Annotated in this window: 13 protein-coding genes; 4 read left to right on the top strand and 9 right to left on the bottom strand. The window is 71.1% G+C overall.

The annotated features are described in order from the left end of the window. Nucleotides 1-10 precede the first annotated feature (10 nt). From AC07C1_RS27655 to AC07C1_RS27635, 5 genes are read right to left on the bottom strand one after another with little or no spacing between them, the layout of a single operon-like run. Complete coding sequence (locus AC07C1_RS27655; RefSeq protein ID WP_478943248.1) at nucleotides 11-1270, bottom strand: NtaA/DmoA family FMN-dependent monooxygenase; 1260 nt, start codon at nucleotides 1268-1270, stop codon at nucleotides 11-13. Further along, nucleotides 1267-2346, bottom strand: a complete 1080-nt coding sequence (locus AC07C1_RS27650; protein WP_478943247.1) for an LLM class flavin-dependent oxidoreductase — start codon at nucleotides 2344-2346, stop codon at nucleotides 1267-1269. The genes AC07C1_RS27655 and AC07C1_RS27650 overlap by 4 nt, the downstream gene beginning before the upstream one ends. A 3-nt stretch (nucleotides 2347-2349) precedes the next feature. Continuing rightward, on the bottom strand, nucleotides 2350-3111 hold the full coding sequence (locus tag AC07C1_RS27645) for an amino acid ABC transporter ATP-binding protein (protein ID WP_478943246.1): 762 nt from the start codon (nucleotides 3109-3111) through the stop codon (nucleotides 2350-2352). A 37-nt stretch (nucleotides 3112-3148) separates the two neighbouring features. Then, a complete protein-coding gene (locus AC07C1_RS27640) occupies nucleotides 3149-4906 on the bottom strand; it encodes an FAD/NAD(P)-binding protein (RefSeq protein ID WP_478943244.1) in 1758 nt (585 codons plus the stop codon). Next, nucleotides 4903-5760: an amino acid ABC transporter permease gene (locus AC07C1_RS27635; RefSeq protein WP_478943242.1), complete on the bottom strand. Its 858-nt coding sequence runs from the start codon at nucleotides 5758-5760 to the stop codon at nucleotides 4903-4905. Before AC07C1_RS27635 ends, AC07C1_RS27640 begins: the two co-directional genes overlap by 4 nt. Before the next feature lie 423 nt (nucleotides 5761-6183). Between AC07C1_RS27635 and AC07C1_RS27630 the strand changes: the two genes are divergently transcribed. Next, on the top strand, nucleotides 6184-7131 hold the full coding sequence (locus tag AC07C1_RS27630; RefSeq protein ID WP_478943240.1) for an ABC transporter substrate-binding protein: 948 nt from the start codon (nucleotides 6184-6186) through the stop codon (nucleotides 7129-7131). Here AC07C1_RS27630 and AC07C1_RS27625 read toward each other — a convergent pair. Further along, nucleotides 7108-7254, bottom strand: a complete 147-nt coding sequence (locus tag AC07C1_RS27625; RefSeq protein ID WP_478943238.1) for a hypothetical protein — start codon at nucleotides 7252-7254, stop codon at nucleotides 7108-7110. The two genes, AC07C1_RS27630 and AC07C1_RS27625, sit on opposite strands and share 24 nt — an antisense overlap. Nucleotides 7255-8027: 773 nt before the next feature. Then, on the bottom strand, nucleotides 8028-9338 hold the full coding sequence (locus AC07C1_RS27620; protein ID WP_478943237.1) for a DUF5685 family protein: 1311 nt from the start codon (nucleotides 9336-9338) through the stop codon (nucleotides 8028-8030). A 312-nt stretch (nucleotides 9339-9650) separates the two neighbouring features. Here AC07C1_RS27620 and AC07C1_RS27615 point away from each other — a divergent pair, with 312 nt between their 5' ends. Continuing rightward, nucleotides 9651-10088: a cell division protein SepF gene (locus AC07C1_RS27615; protein WP_468610100.1), complete on the top strand. Its 438-nt coding sequence runs from the start codon at nucleotides 9651-9653 to the stop codon at nucleotides 10086-10088. A gap of 36 nt (nucleotides 10089-10124) precedes the next feature. Here the strand turns inward: AC07C1_RS27615 and AC07C1_RS27610 are convergent, their stop codons facing one another. Together AC07C1_RS27610 and AC07C1_RS27605 are read right to left on the bottom strand one after the other, a co-directional pair. Continuing rightward, nucleotides 10125-11318 (bottom strand): acyl-CoA dehydrogenase family protein, encoded by a 1194-nt coding sequence (locus AC07C1_RS27610; protein ID WP_478943235.1) that lies wholly within the window; start codon nucleotides 11316-11318, stop codon nucleotides 10125-10127. Nucleotides 11319-11416: 98 nt separating this feature from the next. Next, nucleotides 11417-13042 (bottom strand): MFS transporter, encoded by a 1626-nt coding sequence (locus AC07C1_RS27605; RefSeq protein WP_478943233.1) that lies wholly within the window; start codon nucleotides 13040-13042, stop codon nucleotides 11417-11419. Nucleotides 13043-13302: 260 nt separating this feature from the next. Here AC07C1_RS27605 and AC07C1_RS27600 point away from each other — a divergent pair, with 260 nt between their 5' ends. Continuing rightward, complete coding sequence (locus tag AC07C1_RS27600) at nucleotides 13303-14661, top strand: hypothetical protein (protein WP_478943231.1); 1359 nt, start codon at nucleotides 13303-13305, stop codon at nucleotides 14659-14661. Nucleotides 14662-14897: 236 nt separating this feature from the next. Beyond that, nucleotides 14898-15920 carry a phosphatase PAP2 family protein gene (locus AC07C1_RS27595; protein ID WP_478943229.1) on the top strand — a complete coding sequence of 341 codons (1023 nt, stop codon included), beginning with the start codon at nucleotides 14898-14900 and terminating at the stop codon, nucleotides 15918-15920. Nucleotides 15921-16080: the final 160 nt, after the last annotated feature.

Genomic DNA, 16080 nt, shown 5'->3' with positions numbered 1-16080 from the left:
TCATGTGCGGTCAGCCTTCCGGTACCGGGTGAGGCAGGCCGAGATGGGAGCGAAGAGTGACGCCCCGGTATTCCGTGCGGAACGCGCCGCGTTCCTGGAGCAGCGGCACCACCCGGTCCACGAACTCCTCCAGCCCGTCGGCCGTGAGCTGGGGGACGAGGACGAAACCGTCGGCGGCCCCCTCGCGGACATATGTGTGGAGGTCTGCGGCGACCGTCTCGGGGGTGCCGACGAAGGACTGCCGGCCGCTCGCCTCGATCACGGTCTCCCGGCTGGACAGCCCCTTCTCCCGCGCCAGCGCCCGCCATCTCTCGACGCGCGCCAGGGTCTCGCCGTCCTGGCCGCGGGGGGCGATCCCGGGCAGCGGGCCGTCGGGATCGTGGCCGGAGAGGTCCACTCCCCAGAGCCGCTCCAGCGCGTACAGCGCGTACTGGGGGGTGATCCGCCGGCGTCTGATCCCGGCGGCCCGCTCCTGCGCCTCGGCGGCACTGTCCCCGAGGACGACGGTGACGCCGGGCATGATCCTCAGGTCCCGCGGTGCCCGGCCGTACGCCGCGAGCCGCTGTTTGACGTAGGCGTAGCGGAAGCGGGCCGCCTCCAGTGAGCCGTGCCGGGTGAGGAACACATCGGCCGAGGCCGCGGCCAGCTCCCGCGCCTCCTCGGACTCCCCCGCCTGGATCACGACGGGCCGCCCCTGCGGTGAGCGGGGCAGCCCGAACTCGCCCGCGATGTCGAAGTGCCGGCCCTGGTGGGCGAACGGCCGGGGCAGCCCGTCGGATGTCCACGAGTTCCACAACTCACCGGCCACACCGACGAGTTCGGCGGTCCTGGTGGAGCGGTCGGGAGGGGCACCGGGACGGAGGTTCTCGCCGGTACGGGCGTCCGGTGAGGTCGCCACCCGCCAGGCCGCCCGGCCCATGCTGAGATGGTCCAGTGTCGCGATCCGGCGGGCGAGTTCGAACGGTTCGCCGGAGCCGGCGTGCACGGTGGCGGCGAGCCCCAGCCGGGTGGTGACCCCGGCGAGCGCGTTCAGCACGGCGACCGGTTCGGGCCACCCCACCGGCTCCAGGTCGTGGATCCGGCCCTGGTGCTCGGGCAGCCGCAGCGCCTCGTCGAGCAGCAGGAAGTCGAACAGTCCGCGCTCGGCGACACGGGCCAGGCGCTCGAAGGAGGAGAACGCGATCCGCGAGTCCGCACGCGGATCCGCCCACCCGGTGGTGCCGTCGGCCCCTGGGAAGAGGGCCGCGAGGTGCACCTGCCCCACGGTCATGACGTCCCCCCGGTCACGAGGTACCGGTTGGCGGGCCGGGCCAGGCCGAGGTGCTCGCGCAGGGTGCTGCCCGGGTAGAAGGTGCGGAACAGCCCGCGGTGCTGGAGCAGCGCCACCGTGCCGTTGACCAGCCGCTCCAGGTCGCGGCGCGGTTCGACGGGGACGAGGTGGAAGCCGTCGGCGGCGCCGTCGGCGTGCCAGGTGGCGACCAGCTCCGCGAGGTCGACCGGGCCACCCCGGTACAGCGGGCCCTGCGCGGTCGGCCGTGGGCCTCCTCCCCCGTGTCCGGGCTCGGCCGCGTGCTCCCCGTCACCGAGGTCCACCAGCAGGCTCGCCAGCACCCGCAGGGAGTCCGGTTTCCGTCCGAACTCGCCGGCCAGTGACTGCAGTTGCTCGCGAGCGGCGGTGGCCTGCGCCGGGGTCGCGGCACGGATCAGTGCCACGTCCGCGTACCGGGCGGCGACGGTCCGGGCGGGGCCCTCGGTGGCGTCGACCACGCGGACGGGGTGGCCCTGCGGCGGCCGGGGCACGGTCGAGGGGCCCCGGACCGAGAACGCGGTCCCGGTGAAGTCGACGTGGTGCAGCCGGTCCCGGTCGAGGAACCGGCCGCTCGCCGCGTCCCGGATCACCGCGCCGTCCTCCCAGCTGTCCCACAACCTCGCGCTCACGTCGGCGACTTCACCGGCCTCCTGCCACAGCGCCTGCGCCGGGGCCGCGTGCCGGCGGCCGAACAGCCGGGCCTCCCCCTCGGTGGTGGACACGTCGATCCGCCAGCCGGCCCGGCCCTGGCTGACCCAGTCCAGGGTGGCCACGGCGGCCTGCACCTGGAAGGGCTCGGTGTGGGTGGTGGTCACCGTGGGGACCAGCCCGATCCGCCGGGTCGCGGGCGCCACGCGGGACAGCACCGCGAGCGCGTCGGGGCCGGGTCGGCCGAAGGAGTCGTCCAGCGTCACGAAGTCCAGCGCACCGCGCTCGGCGAGCCGGACCATTTCGACGTAGGAGCCGGCGTCCAGGGAACCCGGCTGGTCGACGGCGGCGGCGAGATGCAGCAGCCCACGGCTGTACGAGACACCCATCCCTCACAGCACCTTGGAGACGAACGCCCGCGTCCGCTCGTGCCGCGGCCGCTCCAGCACCTCACCCGGCGGCCCCTGCTCGACGATCCTTCCGTCGGCCATGAAGACCACCGTGTCGGCGACCTCGCGGGCGAACGCGATCTCGTGCGTCACGACGATCATCGTCGTGCCCCGGTCCGCCAGGTCCCGGATGACGTCCAGGACCTCACCGACCAGCTCGGGGTCGAGCGCCGAGGTCGGCTCGTCGAACAGCAGCAGCCTGGGCTCCAGCGCGAGCGCCCGCGCGATGGCCACCCGCTGCTGCTGCCCGCCGGACAGCTGCCGTGGGTAGGCGGCCGCCTTGTCGCCGAGCCCGACCCGCTCCAGCAGCCGGTGCGCGCTCTCCACCGCCGCCTTCCGGGGCCGTTTCAGCGCGGACACCGGCGCCTCGACGACGTTGTCCAGGACGGTGAGGTGCGGGAAGAGGTTGAAGTTCTGGAAGACGAAACCGATCCGGGTGCGCTGTCGGAGCACCTCGCGCTCGGGTAGTTCGTACAGTTTGTCCCCGGCGCGCCGGTACCCCATCAGCGAGCCGTCCACGCTGATCTCGCCCCGGTCCACCTTCTCCAGGTGGTTGATGGTGCGCAGCAGCGTGGACTTGCCGGAGCCGGAGGGGCCGAGCACGACGGTGACCTCACCGGCGCACACCTTGAGGTCGATGCCCTTGAGCACGTCGAGCGATCCGAAGCTCTTGTGCACCGACCTGATGTCGACCATGACGGTCATCGCATGCATTCCTTTGCGGATTCACGGAAGGGGGGTGTCAGGCGGCCGCGCGACCGGCCAGGTTCCGCAGGAAGGACAGCACCGCCCGGGCGGCGGTGTCGTTCTGCCGGAACGCGGGCCCGCCGGTGCGCGGGCGGGTGAAGGCGCCGGGGGTACGGGCGTCGGTGTACGGGCCGAGGGCGAAGCGGCGCGGATGCGGGCGCCCGGCGCCGTCGAGGATGCGGCCGTCACCGGGGTCGACCCGGAGCAGTCCTTCGGGGGTCTCCGCGGCGCCGTCGGCATGCAGCTCGCGCAGCAGGCTGTCGCGGGCCCGTCCGACGGTGGGCTCGGGCAGCCGGGCCTCGACCAGCGCCCGGGCCTCGACGCGGAAGCCCGGCACGGTGGGGCTGGTGGCCCGGAACACCCCGTCCCCGGCGGTGACCGCCATCTCGGCACCCACGAATCTGAGCAGGCCGGCCCGGGACAGCGCGACCATCTGCCGCAGCCGGGGGCCGGGCGGGCCGGACGCCAGGTAGCTGAAGAACCCGTGCCACCGGGGTCCGGTGTTCCCGAGCCGCACCAGCTGCCCGTAGACGGAGAGCAGCCCGAGGAAGACCCCCAGGTCGGCACTGTGGGAAGGGTCGTGCCGACGGCGCAGGTCACCTTCGATGTAGCCCCGCAGCCCTTCCTGGAACGCCTCGTGGGAGGGGTACCGCACTCCGTCGAGCGGATGGTCGAGGGCGGCGAGGTCGAGGCGGTCGGCCGGGTCCGGTACGGCGGCGGCGATCAGCGCCTGGGCCTCGGCGGGGTCACCGGCGGCCGCGTACTTCTCCTCGAAGTCGGCCCAGGCCGTCGCCGTACGTTCCGGGTGGGCGGTGAACAGCCGGTGGTAGTGGGCGAAGCCCAGCTCCTTCTCCACCAGGGGCCACACATCGCGCCGGAAGTCGAAGCCCTCCGGTCTGCCCAGCAGCTCCCGCACCTCGGCCGGCCCGAGGAAGCGGGGCAGCGGGGGCCGGTCACCGGTCAGGTCGTAGCCGATCTTCGAGTGGTACGGCACCCCGCGCCGCGAGCCGACGTACAGCACCGGCTCCCGGCCCGAGGGAATGTAGGTGTCGCCCTGGTGGCGTCCGCCGCGTCCCTCGGTGAGCAGCACCATCAGGTCGACGAAGGCCAGCCCGAAGCCCCGTACCAGGACGGGTTCACCGGCCCGCAGCGAGGACAGGTCGCTGTCGGCGGTGAAGTCGGGCGGCAGGTGCACCAAGCCGCGCTCACGGGCGTATGCCGCCAACTCGGCCTGCGTACCGTCCGGTTCGGCGTCCAGGTGGCCGAGGGCGAGGATCACCAGGTCGGCGAGGAGGGGGTCGCGGTGGCCCTCCAGCCACACCTGCTGGCGGCCCCGGCGTGATCCGCTGACCCGCAGGGCGCGCCGCGGGTGGTGGTGGACGGTGACGCCGGGCGGCAGGTCGGCGCGGGCCCGCTCGTACACCCAGCGCAGATAGCGGCCCTGGAGCTGCCGGTCGGCGAAGGTGCGGCCGTCCAGCGCGGCCCACTCGTGCAGGGTGGGGCCCTCGCGCACCGGGCCGTCCATGACCACCGTCTCGTCGGTGAACATGGTGACGTCCTCGGCGTGCGAGTTCATCCACAGCAGCGGTGACTGCGCCTCGCGCCAGATGCGTCCGCCGCCCGGCGGATGGGGGTCGACGAGGTGGATGTCGAGGCCCGTACCGGCGTACAGCTCGGGCGCGTTGGCGGCGAGGCGTTCGAGGATGCCGGTGCCCCGCGGTCCGGCTCCCACGATCACCAGCTGCGGCCTCATCGGGCGCTCTCCGTGCCGCGCGCGTAGTACTTCTCCACGTAGTACTGGCCGACGCCGAGCACCGAGGTGACGACGGCGTACCAGAGGGTGGCGACCATCAGCAGCGGGATGACCTGATAGGTGCGGTGGTAGATCAACTGGGCGGAGAACAGCAGGTCGTTGACGGCGATGACGCTGACGATCGAGGTGCCCTTGAGGGTGCCGATCAGCATGTTGGCGGCCGGCGGCACGATGGAGCGCATCGCCTGCGGCAGCACGATCCGCCGCCGGCGCCGCCACCGGCTCAGCCCGAGCGCCTGGGCGGCCTCGATCTGCCCGCGGTCCACGGAGAGGATGCCGCCCCGGACGACCTCGGCGGCGTAGGCGGCCTCGTGCAGGGTGAGGCCGACGATCGCGACGGCGACCGGGCTGAGCAGGTTGACGGTCTTCACCCCGAACACCTGCGGGTACAGCGCCCCGATGTTGAACCACAGCAGCAGCTGCACCAGGATCGGGATCGACCGGAACAGCCACACGTAGCCCCAACTGACCGCTCGTAGTACCGGGTTGGCGGAGAGGCGGAAGGCGGCGAGCAGGGTGCCGAGGGCGAAGCCGAGGACCATCACCACCGCGGTCAGCCAGAGCGTGAGCCACAGTCCGCGCAGGACGGAGTCCGAGGTGAAGTAGTCGGCGACGACGTCCCACTGGAACGCCTGGTTGCGCAGCACCGAGTTGACGGCGAACCCGAGCAGGACGAGGACCACGACAGCGGCGGCCCACTGCCCGTACCGGCGCTGCGGAACGACCCGCGGGGCGTCCGCCGGCTCTGGTATCTCCGGTGCGGTGGGGGCTTTGGCGAGGGTGTCGGATGACATGCGAAGGCTCCGTGACGCGTTGATTCGTCGGAACGGGGTGGTGCCTTCACACGAGTGCGCCGTGCGGCGCGGATACGGCCGAGCCCCTCAGCAGGACCGTGCACCGAGAGTACGGGAGCGTTTCGGTCCGGTGTCAAGGCTGTCCATACTGTGAGCCGTACGTCTCAGGTCAGTTGACGCGGAACCGAATGCCTGTTCCACTTGGCCCATGCATCCACAGCAGTGGCTGGTCACCCGCTCCCACATCGACTTCGGTCGCGTGTGGTCCTCTTCCTGTTGAGCTGACCCCCTGCGCACACCTGCCCTGCGGCAGGCGCATTCGCGTTCTCCCTTTCTTTCTTCCGTTCTTCGGTCACGCCTTCACACGCGCCCCCCTCCCCTCGCGCTCCGCACCCCCTTCCCGCTTCAGGAGACCGCCGCCCCATGCGCACGCCCGCTTATCGCCATTTCATACCCTTTATCACCATCACGTCGGCCACTCTGTTCCTCACCGCCTGCGGCTCCGGCGCCGGTGACTCGGGTGGGCCGGACGCCTCCGGCGTGGCGGCCAGGTCCGACCAGGTGCCCACCACGGACGTCGTCTCCGCCGAGAAGAAGGACGCGGCGGCCGCGAAGCTGCTGCCGGCCGGCACCACGCACCTCACCGTCGCCGTCAGCGTCGGCGGCACCCCACCCGGCACCACCTACCTGTCCGACGGCAGGACTCTGACGGGCCAGGACGTCGACTTCACCAAGGCGGTCGCCAAGGTGCTCGGCATCGAACTCACAGTGGACCAGGCGAGTTTCGAGGCGATCCTGCCGGCCCTGGACAGCGGGAAGTACGACTTCGGAGCGAGCAACTTCGGCGTCACCGACGAGCGCCGCAAGACCATTGACTTCGTCACCTACGTCAATGACGGCCAAGGCTTCGCCACCCGCAGGGACAGCAAGCTCTCCAAGATCACCGACCTGAAGCAGCTGTGCGGCCTGGACGTCGCGACCGGCGCCGGTACGACCTTCGAGAGCACGCTGGAGGACGGCAAGCACGTGTGCACCGACGCGGGCAAGAAGGCGTACCAGGTGCAGACGTACGCCGAGTCCAGTGCGATCTGGTCCTCGGTCCAGCAGGGCCGCAGTGACGTCGTGATGTCCACGATCAACGGCCTGCGCTACGCCGTCGACCACCAGCCGGGCCTGAAGTTCCTCAACGAGTTCCACCGCCTGGACGTCGGCTTCGCCTTCAAAAAGGACACCAGGCTGGCCCCGGCCTTCCAGGCTGCGGTGAACAAGCTGATCGCCGACGGCACCTACGACAAGATCCTCAAGAAGTGGGGGACGACGGGTTCGGCGATCACCGAGTCCCGTATCTCACCGCCGGAACTGAGGGATTGAGCCCTTCGCCGGGACGTCGGACGAGAAGTCCTTGGAGTAGAAGCTGGCCTTCTTGTCGGTCTCCCAGCAGGTGCGGATCATCTGCCGGACGTGCCGGGGGACGGCGAGCCGGGGTAGCGGCACGGCCTGCCCGGTGCCGCCGCAGGCGGTGCACGGGAGTGGGGTCCCGTGGGGCAGGAGGGTGGCGCCGCGTCCCTGGCAGGGGCAGCAGATCAGGAGCGGTCGAGGGTGCCGGAGGCGTCGGCGGACCAGAATCCTGCCTTCCGGGCGAAGGCTTTGGATGCCGCGCAGCGCGGTCTCCAATACTTGAGGGAAAATCATAGCTACAGTAAGCAGATACCGGAACTCGAAAATCTAGTAGCGGCTTTGAAGTGATCCAGCCGTCTGGCTGACAGGTTCGATATCTTTCTCGGGAGAGGCGCGTGAGGGGTATGGGCGTCGCGAGCGATGACCCAGTATTCTGTCTGTACGGGGATCTGCAGCTCGGCTTCTCTCACTCAGGAAGGCTCTGGCATGTTGCGATTGAGCCCGATAGCGGCGAGATCAACGCCTGTTGCACTTGACTCCAGCTCTCGCGAGACACTTCAGCCTTTCCGGAAGCACTGGAATTCCTGACCAGCAGTGGCGAGTCACTCGAGAAATGTGCGCCATTCACCGAGGGGCATATCTGGTGTCGAGTACAACAATCCGGCGTAGTATTGAGGGAGGGGGAGTGCGGTGGTATAGCGGCACTCCACCTATCAAGCCTTGAAATCCTCAATTCTGTAGGCCAGGAGAACGCGTAGAGCCGCAAAGCAACGTTGCCTGGCCCGCGGCCCACGAGGTGCCTCGTGGGCCGCGAACGTCGCGCACGTTTGCCCGCCTACCGCTGACGGTGATCCACCAGCAGTGGCCACTCAGCATCCGTCGCAAGGACAGCAGCAGTCGCACCCGTCGCACCCGCCGCAATCACACCCCCCACAGCCACCGCTGGGACAGCAGTCGCAGTACTGGCAGCAGCCGTTGCGCTTCTTTCGCGACCACGGCCCCTCGTACTCCTCGGCGCAGCACATCTTGCAGGTGCAGCACAGCGTGAGGAACACCCCGCAGCCCGCCCAGAACCCGCGCCGGCCCTTGGGCGGCAGGGGTATCGGGGGACCGAAGCCACCGCCCCCACCACCGAAACCGCTACCCCCGCCGCCGAAGCCACCGCCGAAGCCCCCGCCACCGTCCCCGAAACCGCCCCCGGCGTACGAGTCGCCCCCCGCATACGGATTCCCACCGGCGTACGGCCCCTGCGGCACTCCCTGCTGCGGCGCCCCGTACGGCCCCGGCCCCACCCCCGGCCCGGGCTGATGCGCCGCGCACACCTGCACCGTGCCGAACGCCCGGTCCACCGACCGCCCCAGCTCGTGCGCCAGCAGCAGATGCACCAGCTTCCCGTCGGTGAACTCCGCCTCCCGCAGTGCCAGCCGGATGCCGTGCAGGGCGTCGTCGGCCAGCCGGCGGGCCTCCGGCAGTGACGTACCGGTGGCGGTGAGCGGGTTCCAGGCGCCTGACGCAGCGTCAGCATGCCGGTCCTCCACGGCGTCCAGCAGGTGGGCCAGCCGTCCGAACAGCCGGCCCGCCTCGGCGAGCGGTTCCGCGTTGCCCGGGCGCCCGGCCAGCACCGCCGTGTGCGCGAAGGCGGCCGCCGTCGCCGTCTCGGTCGGCTCGGTGACCGTCAGGATCGGGGTGCCGGGGCCGGCCAGGGTCTCGATGCCGAGCTGGCGGTCGACGGCGTCGACGAGGACGTCCGTGTCGAAGCCGACCGCCGAGCCGCCGCGCGCCCCGGCCCTGCCCCAGCCCGCCGCGACCCTGCGCGCCGCGGCCGCCACCGGCTTCCGCGCCAGCAGCCCATCGCCGTCGGCGACATGGTCACGTACTTTGGCGGAGGCGAGAACCAGCGAGACGGCGGCGGCGAGTCGCGCGCCCTCTCCCTGGGCGACGGAGGCGGTCCGCATTCCGCGCAGGGCGCACGGGCCGGCCGTGCGCCGCCCGCCGCTCAGCACGCCTGCCTGAGCCTCCGTCAAAACCGATATGAGCAGCCCGTCATAGTTCGTCACGAGGCGCGCGAACTGTCCGTGGTCCCGGCGCAGCGCGAGACACAGCCCGCACAAGTGAGCCATCCACTGGGTCTTGAGGTTCTCCCCGAGCCGATGGGAGCAGGGCCTGACGATTCCGAACACTACGATCCCCCGTGCCGTGCGACGACGTTGAGCTGCGGCATCGTATCGGCCGACAGTCGGGTCGTATCAGGGGTGCCGTTCACCCGTACGCACGGTGCGTCACCCATCCGCCGTCGACAATCATATTTCACTCACAGTCAGCAGCCGTATGAGTTGCGACCCTTGGGGCACAAGGACTCTCGACGGATCCGCTGTGCACCAGTACCGTCACAAACCCCCCGCGCGGCGTCTATCCACTTGGCGCGCCGTCCGCATCATGGATGACCATAGGGATGCGGAAAGCAAGAAAGACCGCTGTGAGAGGAGGCGTCCATGGGATCGGTACGCAAGGCGAGTGCGTGGCTCGGCCTCGTCGACGACAACGATGACGAGCGCTACTACGACGACGACTACTCCGAGGGCACCGAGTCCGGGGACGCCTGGGTCACGGACCCCCGGGTGAAGGTGGCCACGGACACGGCCGAGGAGAAGGGCCGCCGGATCGGTACGGTCACCCCGGACAGCTTCCGGGACGCCCGCGCCATCGGCGAGCTGTTCCGGGACGGGGTCCCGGTCATCATGAACCTCACCGCGATGGAGCCCGCCGACGCCAAGCGCGTCGTGGACTTCGCGGCGGGGCTGACCTTCGGCCTGCGGGGCACCATCGAGCGGGTCGCGAACCGGGTCTTCCTGCTGACACCCGCGAACACGGAGATCATCAGCGGTGAGCCGGCCGCACGCCGCGAGGACGGCTTCTTCAACCAGAGCTGAGGCAGGGCCGCTCACCGGCCCTGCCTCCCCGGAGGCTCACCGGAAGGCGTCGAGCCCGGTGAGCGCCTTGCCCAGCACGAGCTGGTGCATCTCGACGGTGCCCTCGTAGGTGAGCACCGATTCCAGATTGGTCGCGTGCCGCATCACGGGGTATTCGAGGGAGATCCCGTTGGCGCCGAGGATCGTCCGCGCCGTACGGCAGATCTCGATGGCCTCGCGGACGTTGTTGAGCTTGCCGAAGCTGACCTGCTCGGGACGCAGGCGGCCGGCGTCCATCCGCCGCCCCAGATGGTGGGCGAGCAGAATCCCCTTGTGCAGTTCGACCGCCATGTCGGCGAGCTTGGCCTGGGTGAGCTGGAAGCCGCCGATGGGCCGCCCGAACTGCTCGCGCGTCTTCGCGTACTCCACGGCGGTCTCGAAGCTGCTGCGCGCGGCGCCCATCGCGCCCCAGACGATGCCGTAGCGGGCGTGCGAGAGACAACTGAGCGGTCCGCGCAGTCCGGTGACCTCCGGCAGGACGGCCGTGGCGGGCAGCCGTACGTCGTCGAGGACGAGTTCACTGGTGACGGAGGCGCGCAGGGACCACTTGTGCTTGATCTCCGGGGCGGAGAAGCCGGGGCTGTCGGTGGGGACGACGAAGCCGCGGACGCCCTCCTCGGTCTGCGCCCAGACGACGGCCACTCCGGCGACCGAACCGTTGGTGATCCACATCTTCCGGCCGTTGAGCACCCAGTCTCCCCCACCGTCCCGCTTGGCGTGGGTGCGCATGGAGGCGGGGTCGGACCCGTGGTCGGGCTCGGTCAGGCCGAAGCAGCCGATCACCTCGCCGGCGGCCATGCGGGGCAGCCACTCCTGCTTCTGCTCCTCGCTGCCGAACCGGTGGATCGCGTACATGGCGAGGGAGCCCTGCACGGAGACCAGGGACCGGATGCCCGAGTCGGCCGCCTCCAGCTCCAGGCAGGCCAGCCCGTACTGCACGGCCGTCGCGCCCGCGCAGCCGTACCCGGTGAGGGACATGCCGAGGGCGCCGATGCCGCCCAGTTCCCGCGCGAGTTCCCGGATCTGCGGCAGCTCGCCCTTCTCGTACCAGTCGGCCACGTACGGCAGCACGCGGTCGGCCGCCCAGCTGCGCACGGTGTCCCGGACGGCCCGGTCCTCCGGCTCCAGCAGGTCGTCGATTCCGAGCGGGTCGGCGGCATCGAACGGGGGCAGCTTCGCGGACGCGGACATGGAACACCCTCCGGGACACGGGACTCAGCAAAACTAGCACCGCTAGTTACGGCTCTCCAGCCGACGTTACGGTGCAGTGTCCCGCACGTCCAGAGGGGTCAGGCGGAGACCCGCGACTTCTCGGCGGCCGCCTCCGCTTCCCGGGGCGCCGGCAGCTCCACGTCGGCCCCGGCCGGTTCCTCACCACACTGCATGGTCCACGGCAGCCGCAGAGCCATCGCCGCGCCCAGCAGCAACAGTCCCGCGCTCACCAGCAGCGTCACATGCAGCCCGTGCACGAAGGAGTCCCGCGCCGCCCGGCGCAGCGCGTCCCCGGCGGGGCCGCCGAGGCGTCCGGCGACCTCGTAGGCCTCGCCGAGCGAGTGGCCCGCCGCGTCCGACGCGGGCCGCGGAACGCCCGGAACCGATCGCAGCCCCGGCGCGTAGGCCGCGTTCATCACGCTGCCGAGCAGCGCGATGCCGATGCCGGCGCCGAGCTGGTACGACGTCTCGCCGATCGCCGCCGCGCCGCCGGCCTGGTCCGCCGAAGACTCGCTGAGCATCGACTCGTAGGCGCCGAAGAGCGTCGTCTCCAGGCCGAAGCCCAGCAGCACGAAGCCGGCCAGCAGCAGCACCGTGTTGTCGGTGCCGCCCATCGCCGTCAGGGTCAGCACCGCCACCGCCGTCAGGCAGAAGCCGAGTGACACCATGCGGCGCGGCCCGAAACGGCGCAGCATCCGCGCGCCCACCAGGCCCGCCGCCATCGCGGCGATGGTCAGGGGCAGCAGCCTGAGCCCCGTCTCCAGGGGCGAGAGGTCGAGCACCAGTTGCAGGTACTGGGCGGCGATCAGTTCCAGGCCGACCAGCGCGAGCATCGCGAGCACGATGCAGCCCACGGAGGTGCTGAACGCGGTCCGGCGGAACATCCGCAGGTCCACCAGCGGGTGCGGGAGCCGGCGCTGGCGCCGTACGAAGAAGAAGAGGAGGGCCGCACCGGCCAGCAGGGGCACCACGGTGAAGGGACTCGCCGCCGCCTCGCCACCGCCCAGCCGCTTCACGCCGAGGACGACACCGAAGAGCCCGGCCGCCGCCATCAGCGCACCGGTCACATCCCAGGGGCCGTTGCGATCACCCCGGGACTCGGGCAGCAGGATCCGGCCCACCGGCAGACTGACCAGCATCAACGGGATGTTGACCAGGAAGACCGCGCCCCACCAGAAGTGCTCCAGCAGGAAGCCCCCCAGCAGCGGGCCCACGGCCGCGCCGACGGCGGCGACCGCGCTCCAGATGCCGATGGCGAGCGCGCGTTCGCGCCGGTCGGGGAAGACCTGGCGCAGGATCGACAGGGTCGCGGGCATGATCATGGCGCCGCCGACACCGAGCAGCGCGCGGGCGAGGATCAGCATCTGGGCGCTGGGCGCGAAGGCGGCCGCGGCGGAGGCGACACCGAAGAGGGCGTAGCCGAGGAGCAGGACGCGTCTGCGGCCGACGCGGTCGCCCAGGGTGCCGAAGAGGATCAGCAGCGAGGCGCAGACCAGCGGGTAGATGTCGACGATCCAGAGCAGTTCTACGGCGTGGGGCCTGAGGTCCTCGGTGACGGCGGGGACCGCCACGTGCAGCACGGTCGCGTCGAGCGCGACGAGCAGCAGGCTCGTACAGAGGACGACGAGGACGACCCAGCGGTTGGCACCGGCCCCGGCCGCCCGACGGCGCGGCCGTACGGCAGCCGTGGTCGTCCCGGACATGCATGTACCTCCAAGATGATCCCTCGCGTGGGGCGGAGCGACGGGGTGGGGACTCCCTGTCGTACGGCCGGAGAGGAGCGGTGTCTCCGGCCCGCGCAAACCCAAGCGGGTGACTCGTCAGCGTACGCGAGTTCACCGCGTGGACACGTGGCGGACCTCTCACACGCACGACGGAACCCGTGTGGCGTACGCCACGTCGCCCCCTCTTGACCACGACCCCGCGAGCCGTCCGGTTCCGCGCCCGGTCGATAATCGAGCCCGTGACCGATCTTGCAACGCGCGCGGCTCCCTCCCGCGCCCCCCTCCTGCGCCGGGCGGCGCCGGCCCTGCTGGGCTACGCGGCGGTCCGCGCCCTGGGGCTCCTGGTGCTGGCGCTGTGGAGCGCCGCGCGCGGCAAGAGCGCGTACACCTTGCTGACCGCGCGCTGGGACTCGTTGTGGTACACGCGGGTCGCCGAGCTGGGGTACGGCTACGAGGTACGGCTGCCGAACGGGGACGTCCACTCCAATCTGGCGTTCTTCCCGCTGCTGCCGTGGCTGGAGCGGCTGCTGCACGCGGTAGCACCGCTGTCGTACGCGGACGCCGGTCTCGTGGTCGGACTGCTCGCCTCACTGGCCGCCGCGGCGGGCGTGTTCGCGGTGGCCGACCGGGTGTACGGCCCGCGGGTGGGCGCCTGTGCCGTGCTGCTGTGGGCGGTGCTGCCGGTCGGGATCGTGCAGTCGATGGCGTACAGCGAGTCGCTGTTCACGGCGCTGGCGGCCTGGTCGCTGTACGCGGTGCTGACCGGGCGGTGGGTGAGTGCGGGTCTGCTGGCGGTGCTCGCGGGGCTGACCCGGCCGGTGGGGGCGGCGGTGGTCGCGGCGGTGTGGGTGGCGGGCGTGGCCTCGTTCGTGCGAGACCGAAGCGCGCACGGCGCGCACGGCGCGCGCCACGAGGAACCCGCCCCGGCGCAGGAGCACAGCGCACGCGCGGGGCGCGGACACCCGACGGACGGCGCGTCCGAGAAGGCGCGCGTCCCCCCGGCATCACAAGCCCCCTCGGCCACCGACGACGCAGAGACCCCCTGCGCAACAAGCGCCCCCTCCCCCACCTCAGGCGCGCGGTTCGCGCCGCACGCCCCCCGTTGGCGCCGTGCCCTCGGGATGGCGCTCGCTCCACTCGGTGCCGCCGGTTATGTCCTCTGGGTCGGCCGCCGCACCGGCAAGGGTCCGCTCGGATACCTGGACGTCCAGGCCGGATGGCGCAACGGGTTCGACGGCGGGTACGCCTTCGCCCGCTTCGTGGCCGACAAGTTCACGTCAATCCCGTCCGCCTTTGCCGGTGTCGGCCTGATCATCGGGGTCGCTCTGCTGATCTGGCTGTACGTCACCGGGGTCCGCGGGCGTCAGCCGGTGGAACTGCTGGTGTACACGGGTGTCGTGCTCGCGCTCGCCCTGTGCGCGTCGAGCTACTTCGGCTCCAAGCCGCGGCTGCTGATGCCCGCCTTCCCGGTGCTGCTGCCGCTCGCCTGTGCCCTCGCCCGGCTGCGCACCTCCCGATCCGCGCTGATCACAGCGGGGTTGGCGGTCGCGGCGGCGGTCTACGGGGCGTTCTGGCTGAACGGCTCCGGTCCGCCATGATCGACTTCTCGGCCGATGACGCTCCGGAGAATTCCGCGCCAGGGCGGGGTTAACGCATTCATAAGCGCCATATAAACAACACCCGGCATGATCAAAGGAATTGAAGAGAGGTGCCTCACGGGATTGCGAAATCCAGGGAATTCGCACCGCCCTTGAGAGGTTTCCCACATCACATCGTCATCACAAAGCCGCTGATTCGACCGGGAACACAGCTCACTCGCTGTAACGTCGATTGGGTGCGTACCGAACGAAACCTCACCCGGCGTCTGGACCGGGTGTTCGCCAGACTGGACCGTGAGCCGCAACGACCGGCCCACATCGATGTGCCGAGGATGAGCCGGCACAGGGTCGTCCTGTTCTCGGCGACCCTGGCCTTCTACCTGGCGATCGTGTGGGCCGTGGTGACCACCTCGTGGCTGGTGCGGCTGGACTGGCAGGTCATGTTCTTCCGGCCGTACCAGCAGTGGCCGCAGATCCACGCGTTCCTCGACTACTACGTGGTGCTCGGCCAGCGCGGCCCCACCGCCGTGATGGTCGCGGCCTGGCTCGGCTGGCGCTCCTGGCGCCAGCACACCCTCCGCCCGCTGCTGACCCTGGCCACCTCGCTGCTGCTGCTGAACCTCACGGTCGGCGCCGCCAAGATCGGCATGGGGCGGCTCGGTCCGCACTACGCGACCGTGATCGGCTCCAACGAGATGGGTCTCGGCGGCGATATATTTCCCAGCGGCCACACCGCCAACGCCGTCGTGACCTGGGGCATCCTGGCCTACCTGGCCTCCACCGCGCGAGCCCGCCGCTGGCTGTCGGCACTGTCGGCGGTCACCTCGCTCGGCGTCGGCCTGACCACCGTCTACCTCGGTACGCACTGGCTGAGCGACGTGCTGCTGGGCTGGGCCGCCGGCCTGCTGATCCTGCTGGCCCTGCCGTGGTTCGAGCCGCTGATCGCCAAGGCGGAAGGCCGGCTCTTCGACCTGCGGGACCGCTGGCGCGCCCGCCGCAGCCGGCCCGTCACCGAACCGCTCGTCCCCGTCACGCAGGTGGTGCTCAAGCCGCGCGGCGTGCCCGCCGAGGCGACACCGGTGCGCGAGCCGGTCTCCTCGACGCGCGCCTCCCGGGGGCCGATGCACCTGGCACCGGGACCGCACACGGCCCGCTCCGAACGCACGCCGGTCACCCCCGTGGGCAGCCGCCGCCCACCGCACGCCGACCGTGTCCCGCGCGGCACGTCCCAGCCGGCCCGCCCCCTGACAGGGGGCTGACGGCGGGGGAGACAGCGGGTCCGGTACGCACAGCCAGCCCGCGCCACGACGAAGGCCCCGTCTCCCTCGGCGGTTTCTAGGGATCGTCGCAACACGTGGTCGGTTGTGTCAGACGGCGAGCAGTTTATGCAGGCGCTCGGCTGGGGTTTCCCAGCCGAGC

Source organism: Streptomyces sp. NPDC045022 (genome assembly GCF_056432605.1).
Note: the sequence above shows the minus strand (reverse complement) of the source record. Positions and strands in the feature narration are given on the sequence as shown.

Excerpts from the sequence above, each read along its gene's own strand:
- AC07C1_RS27655 (WP_478943248.1), bottom strand. The coding sequence starts at position 1,270 with ATGACCGTGGGGCAGGTGCACCTCGCGGCCCTCTTCCCAGGGGCCGAC.
- AC07C1_RS27650 (WP_478943247.1), bottom strand. The coding sequence starts at position 2,346 with ATGGGTGTCTCGTACAGCCGTGGGCTGCTGCATCTCGCCGCCGCCGTC.
- AC07C1_RS27645 (WP_478943246.1), bottom strand. The coding sequence starts at position 3,111 with ATGACCGTCATGGTCGACATCAGGTCGGTGCACAAGAGCTTCGGATCG.
- AC07C1_RS27640 (WP_478943244.1), bottom strand. The coding sequence starts at position 4,906 with ATGAGGCCGCAGCTGGTGATCGTGGGAGCCGGACCGCGGGGCACCGGC.
- AC07C1_RS27635 (WP_478943242.1), bottom strand. The coding sequence starts at position 5,760 with ATGTCATCCGACACCCTCGCCAAAGCCCCCACCGCACCGGAGATACCA.
- AC07C1_RS27630 (WP_478943240.1), top strand. The coding sequence starts at position 6,184 with ATGCGCACGCCCGCTTATCGCCATTTCATACCCTTTATCACCATCACG.
- AC07C1_RS27615 (WP_468610100.1), top strand. The coding sequence starts at position 9,651 with ATGGGATCGGTACGCAAGGCGAGTGCGTGGCTCGGCCTCGTCGACGAC.
- AC07C1_RS27610 (WP_478943235.1), bottom strand. The coding sequence starts at position 11,318 with ATGTCCGCGTCCGCGAAGCTGCCCCCGTTCGATGCCGCCGACCCGCTC.
- AC07C1_RS27605 (WP_478943233.1), bottom strand. The coding sequence starts at position 13,042 with ATGTCCGGGACGACCACGGCTGCCGTACGGCCGCGCCGTCGGGCGGCC.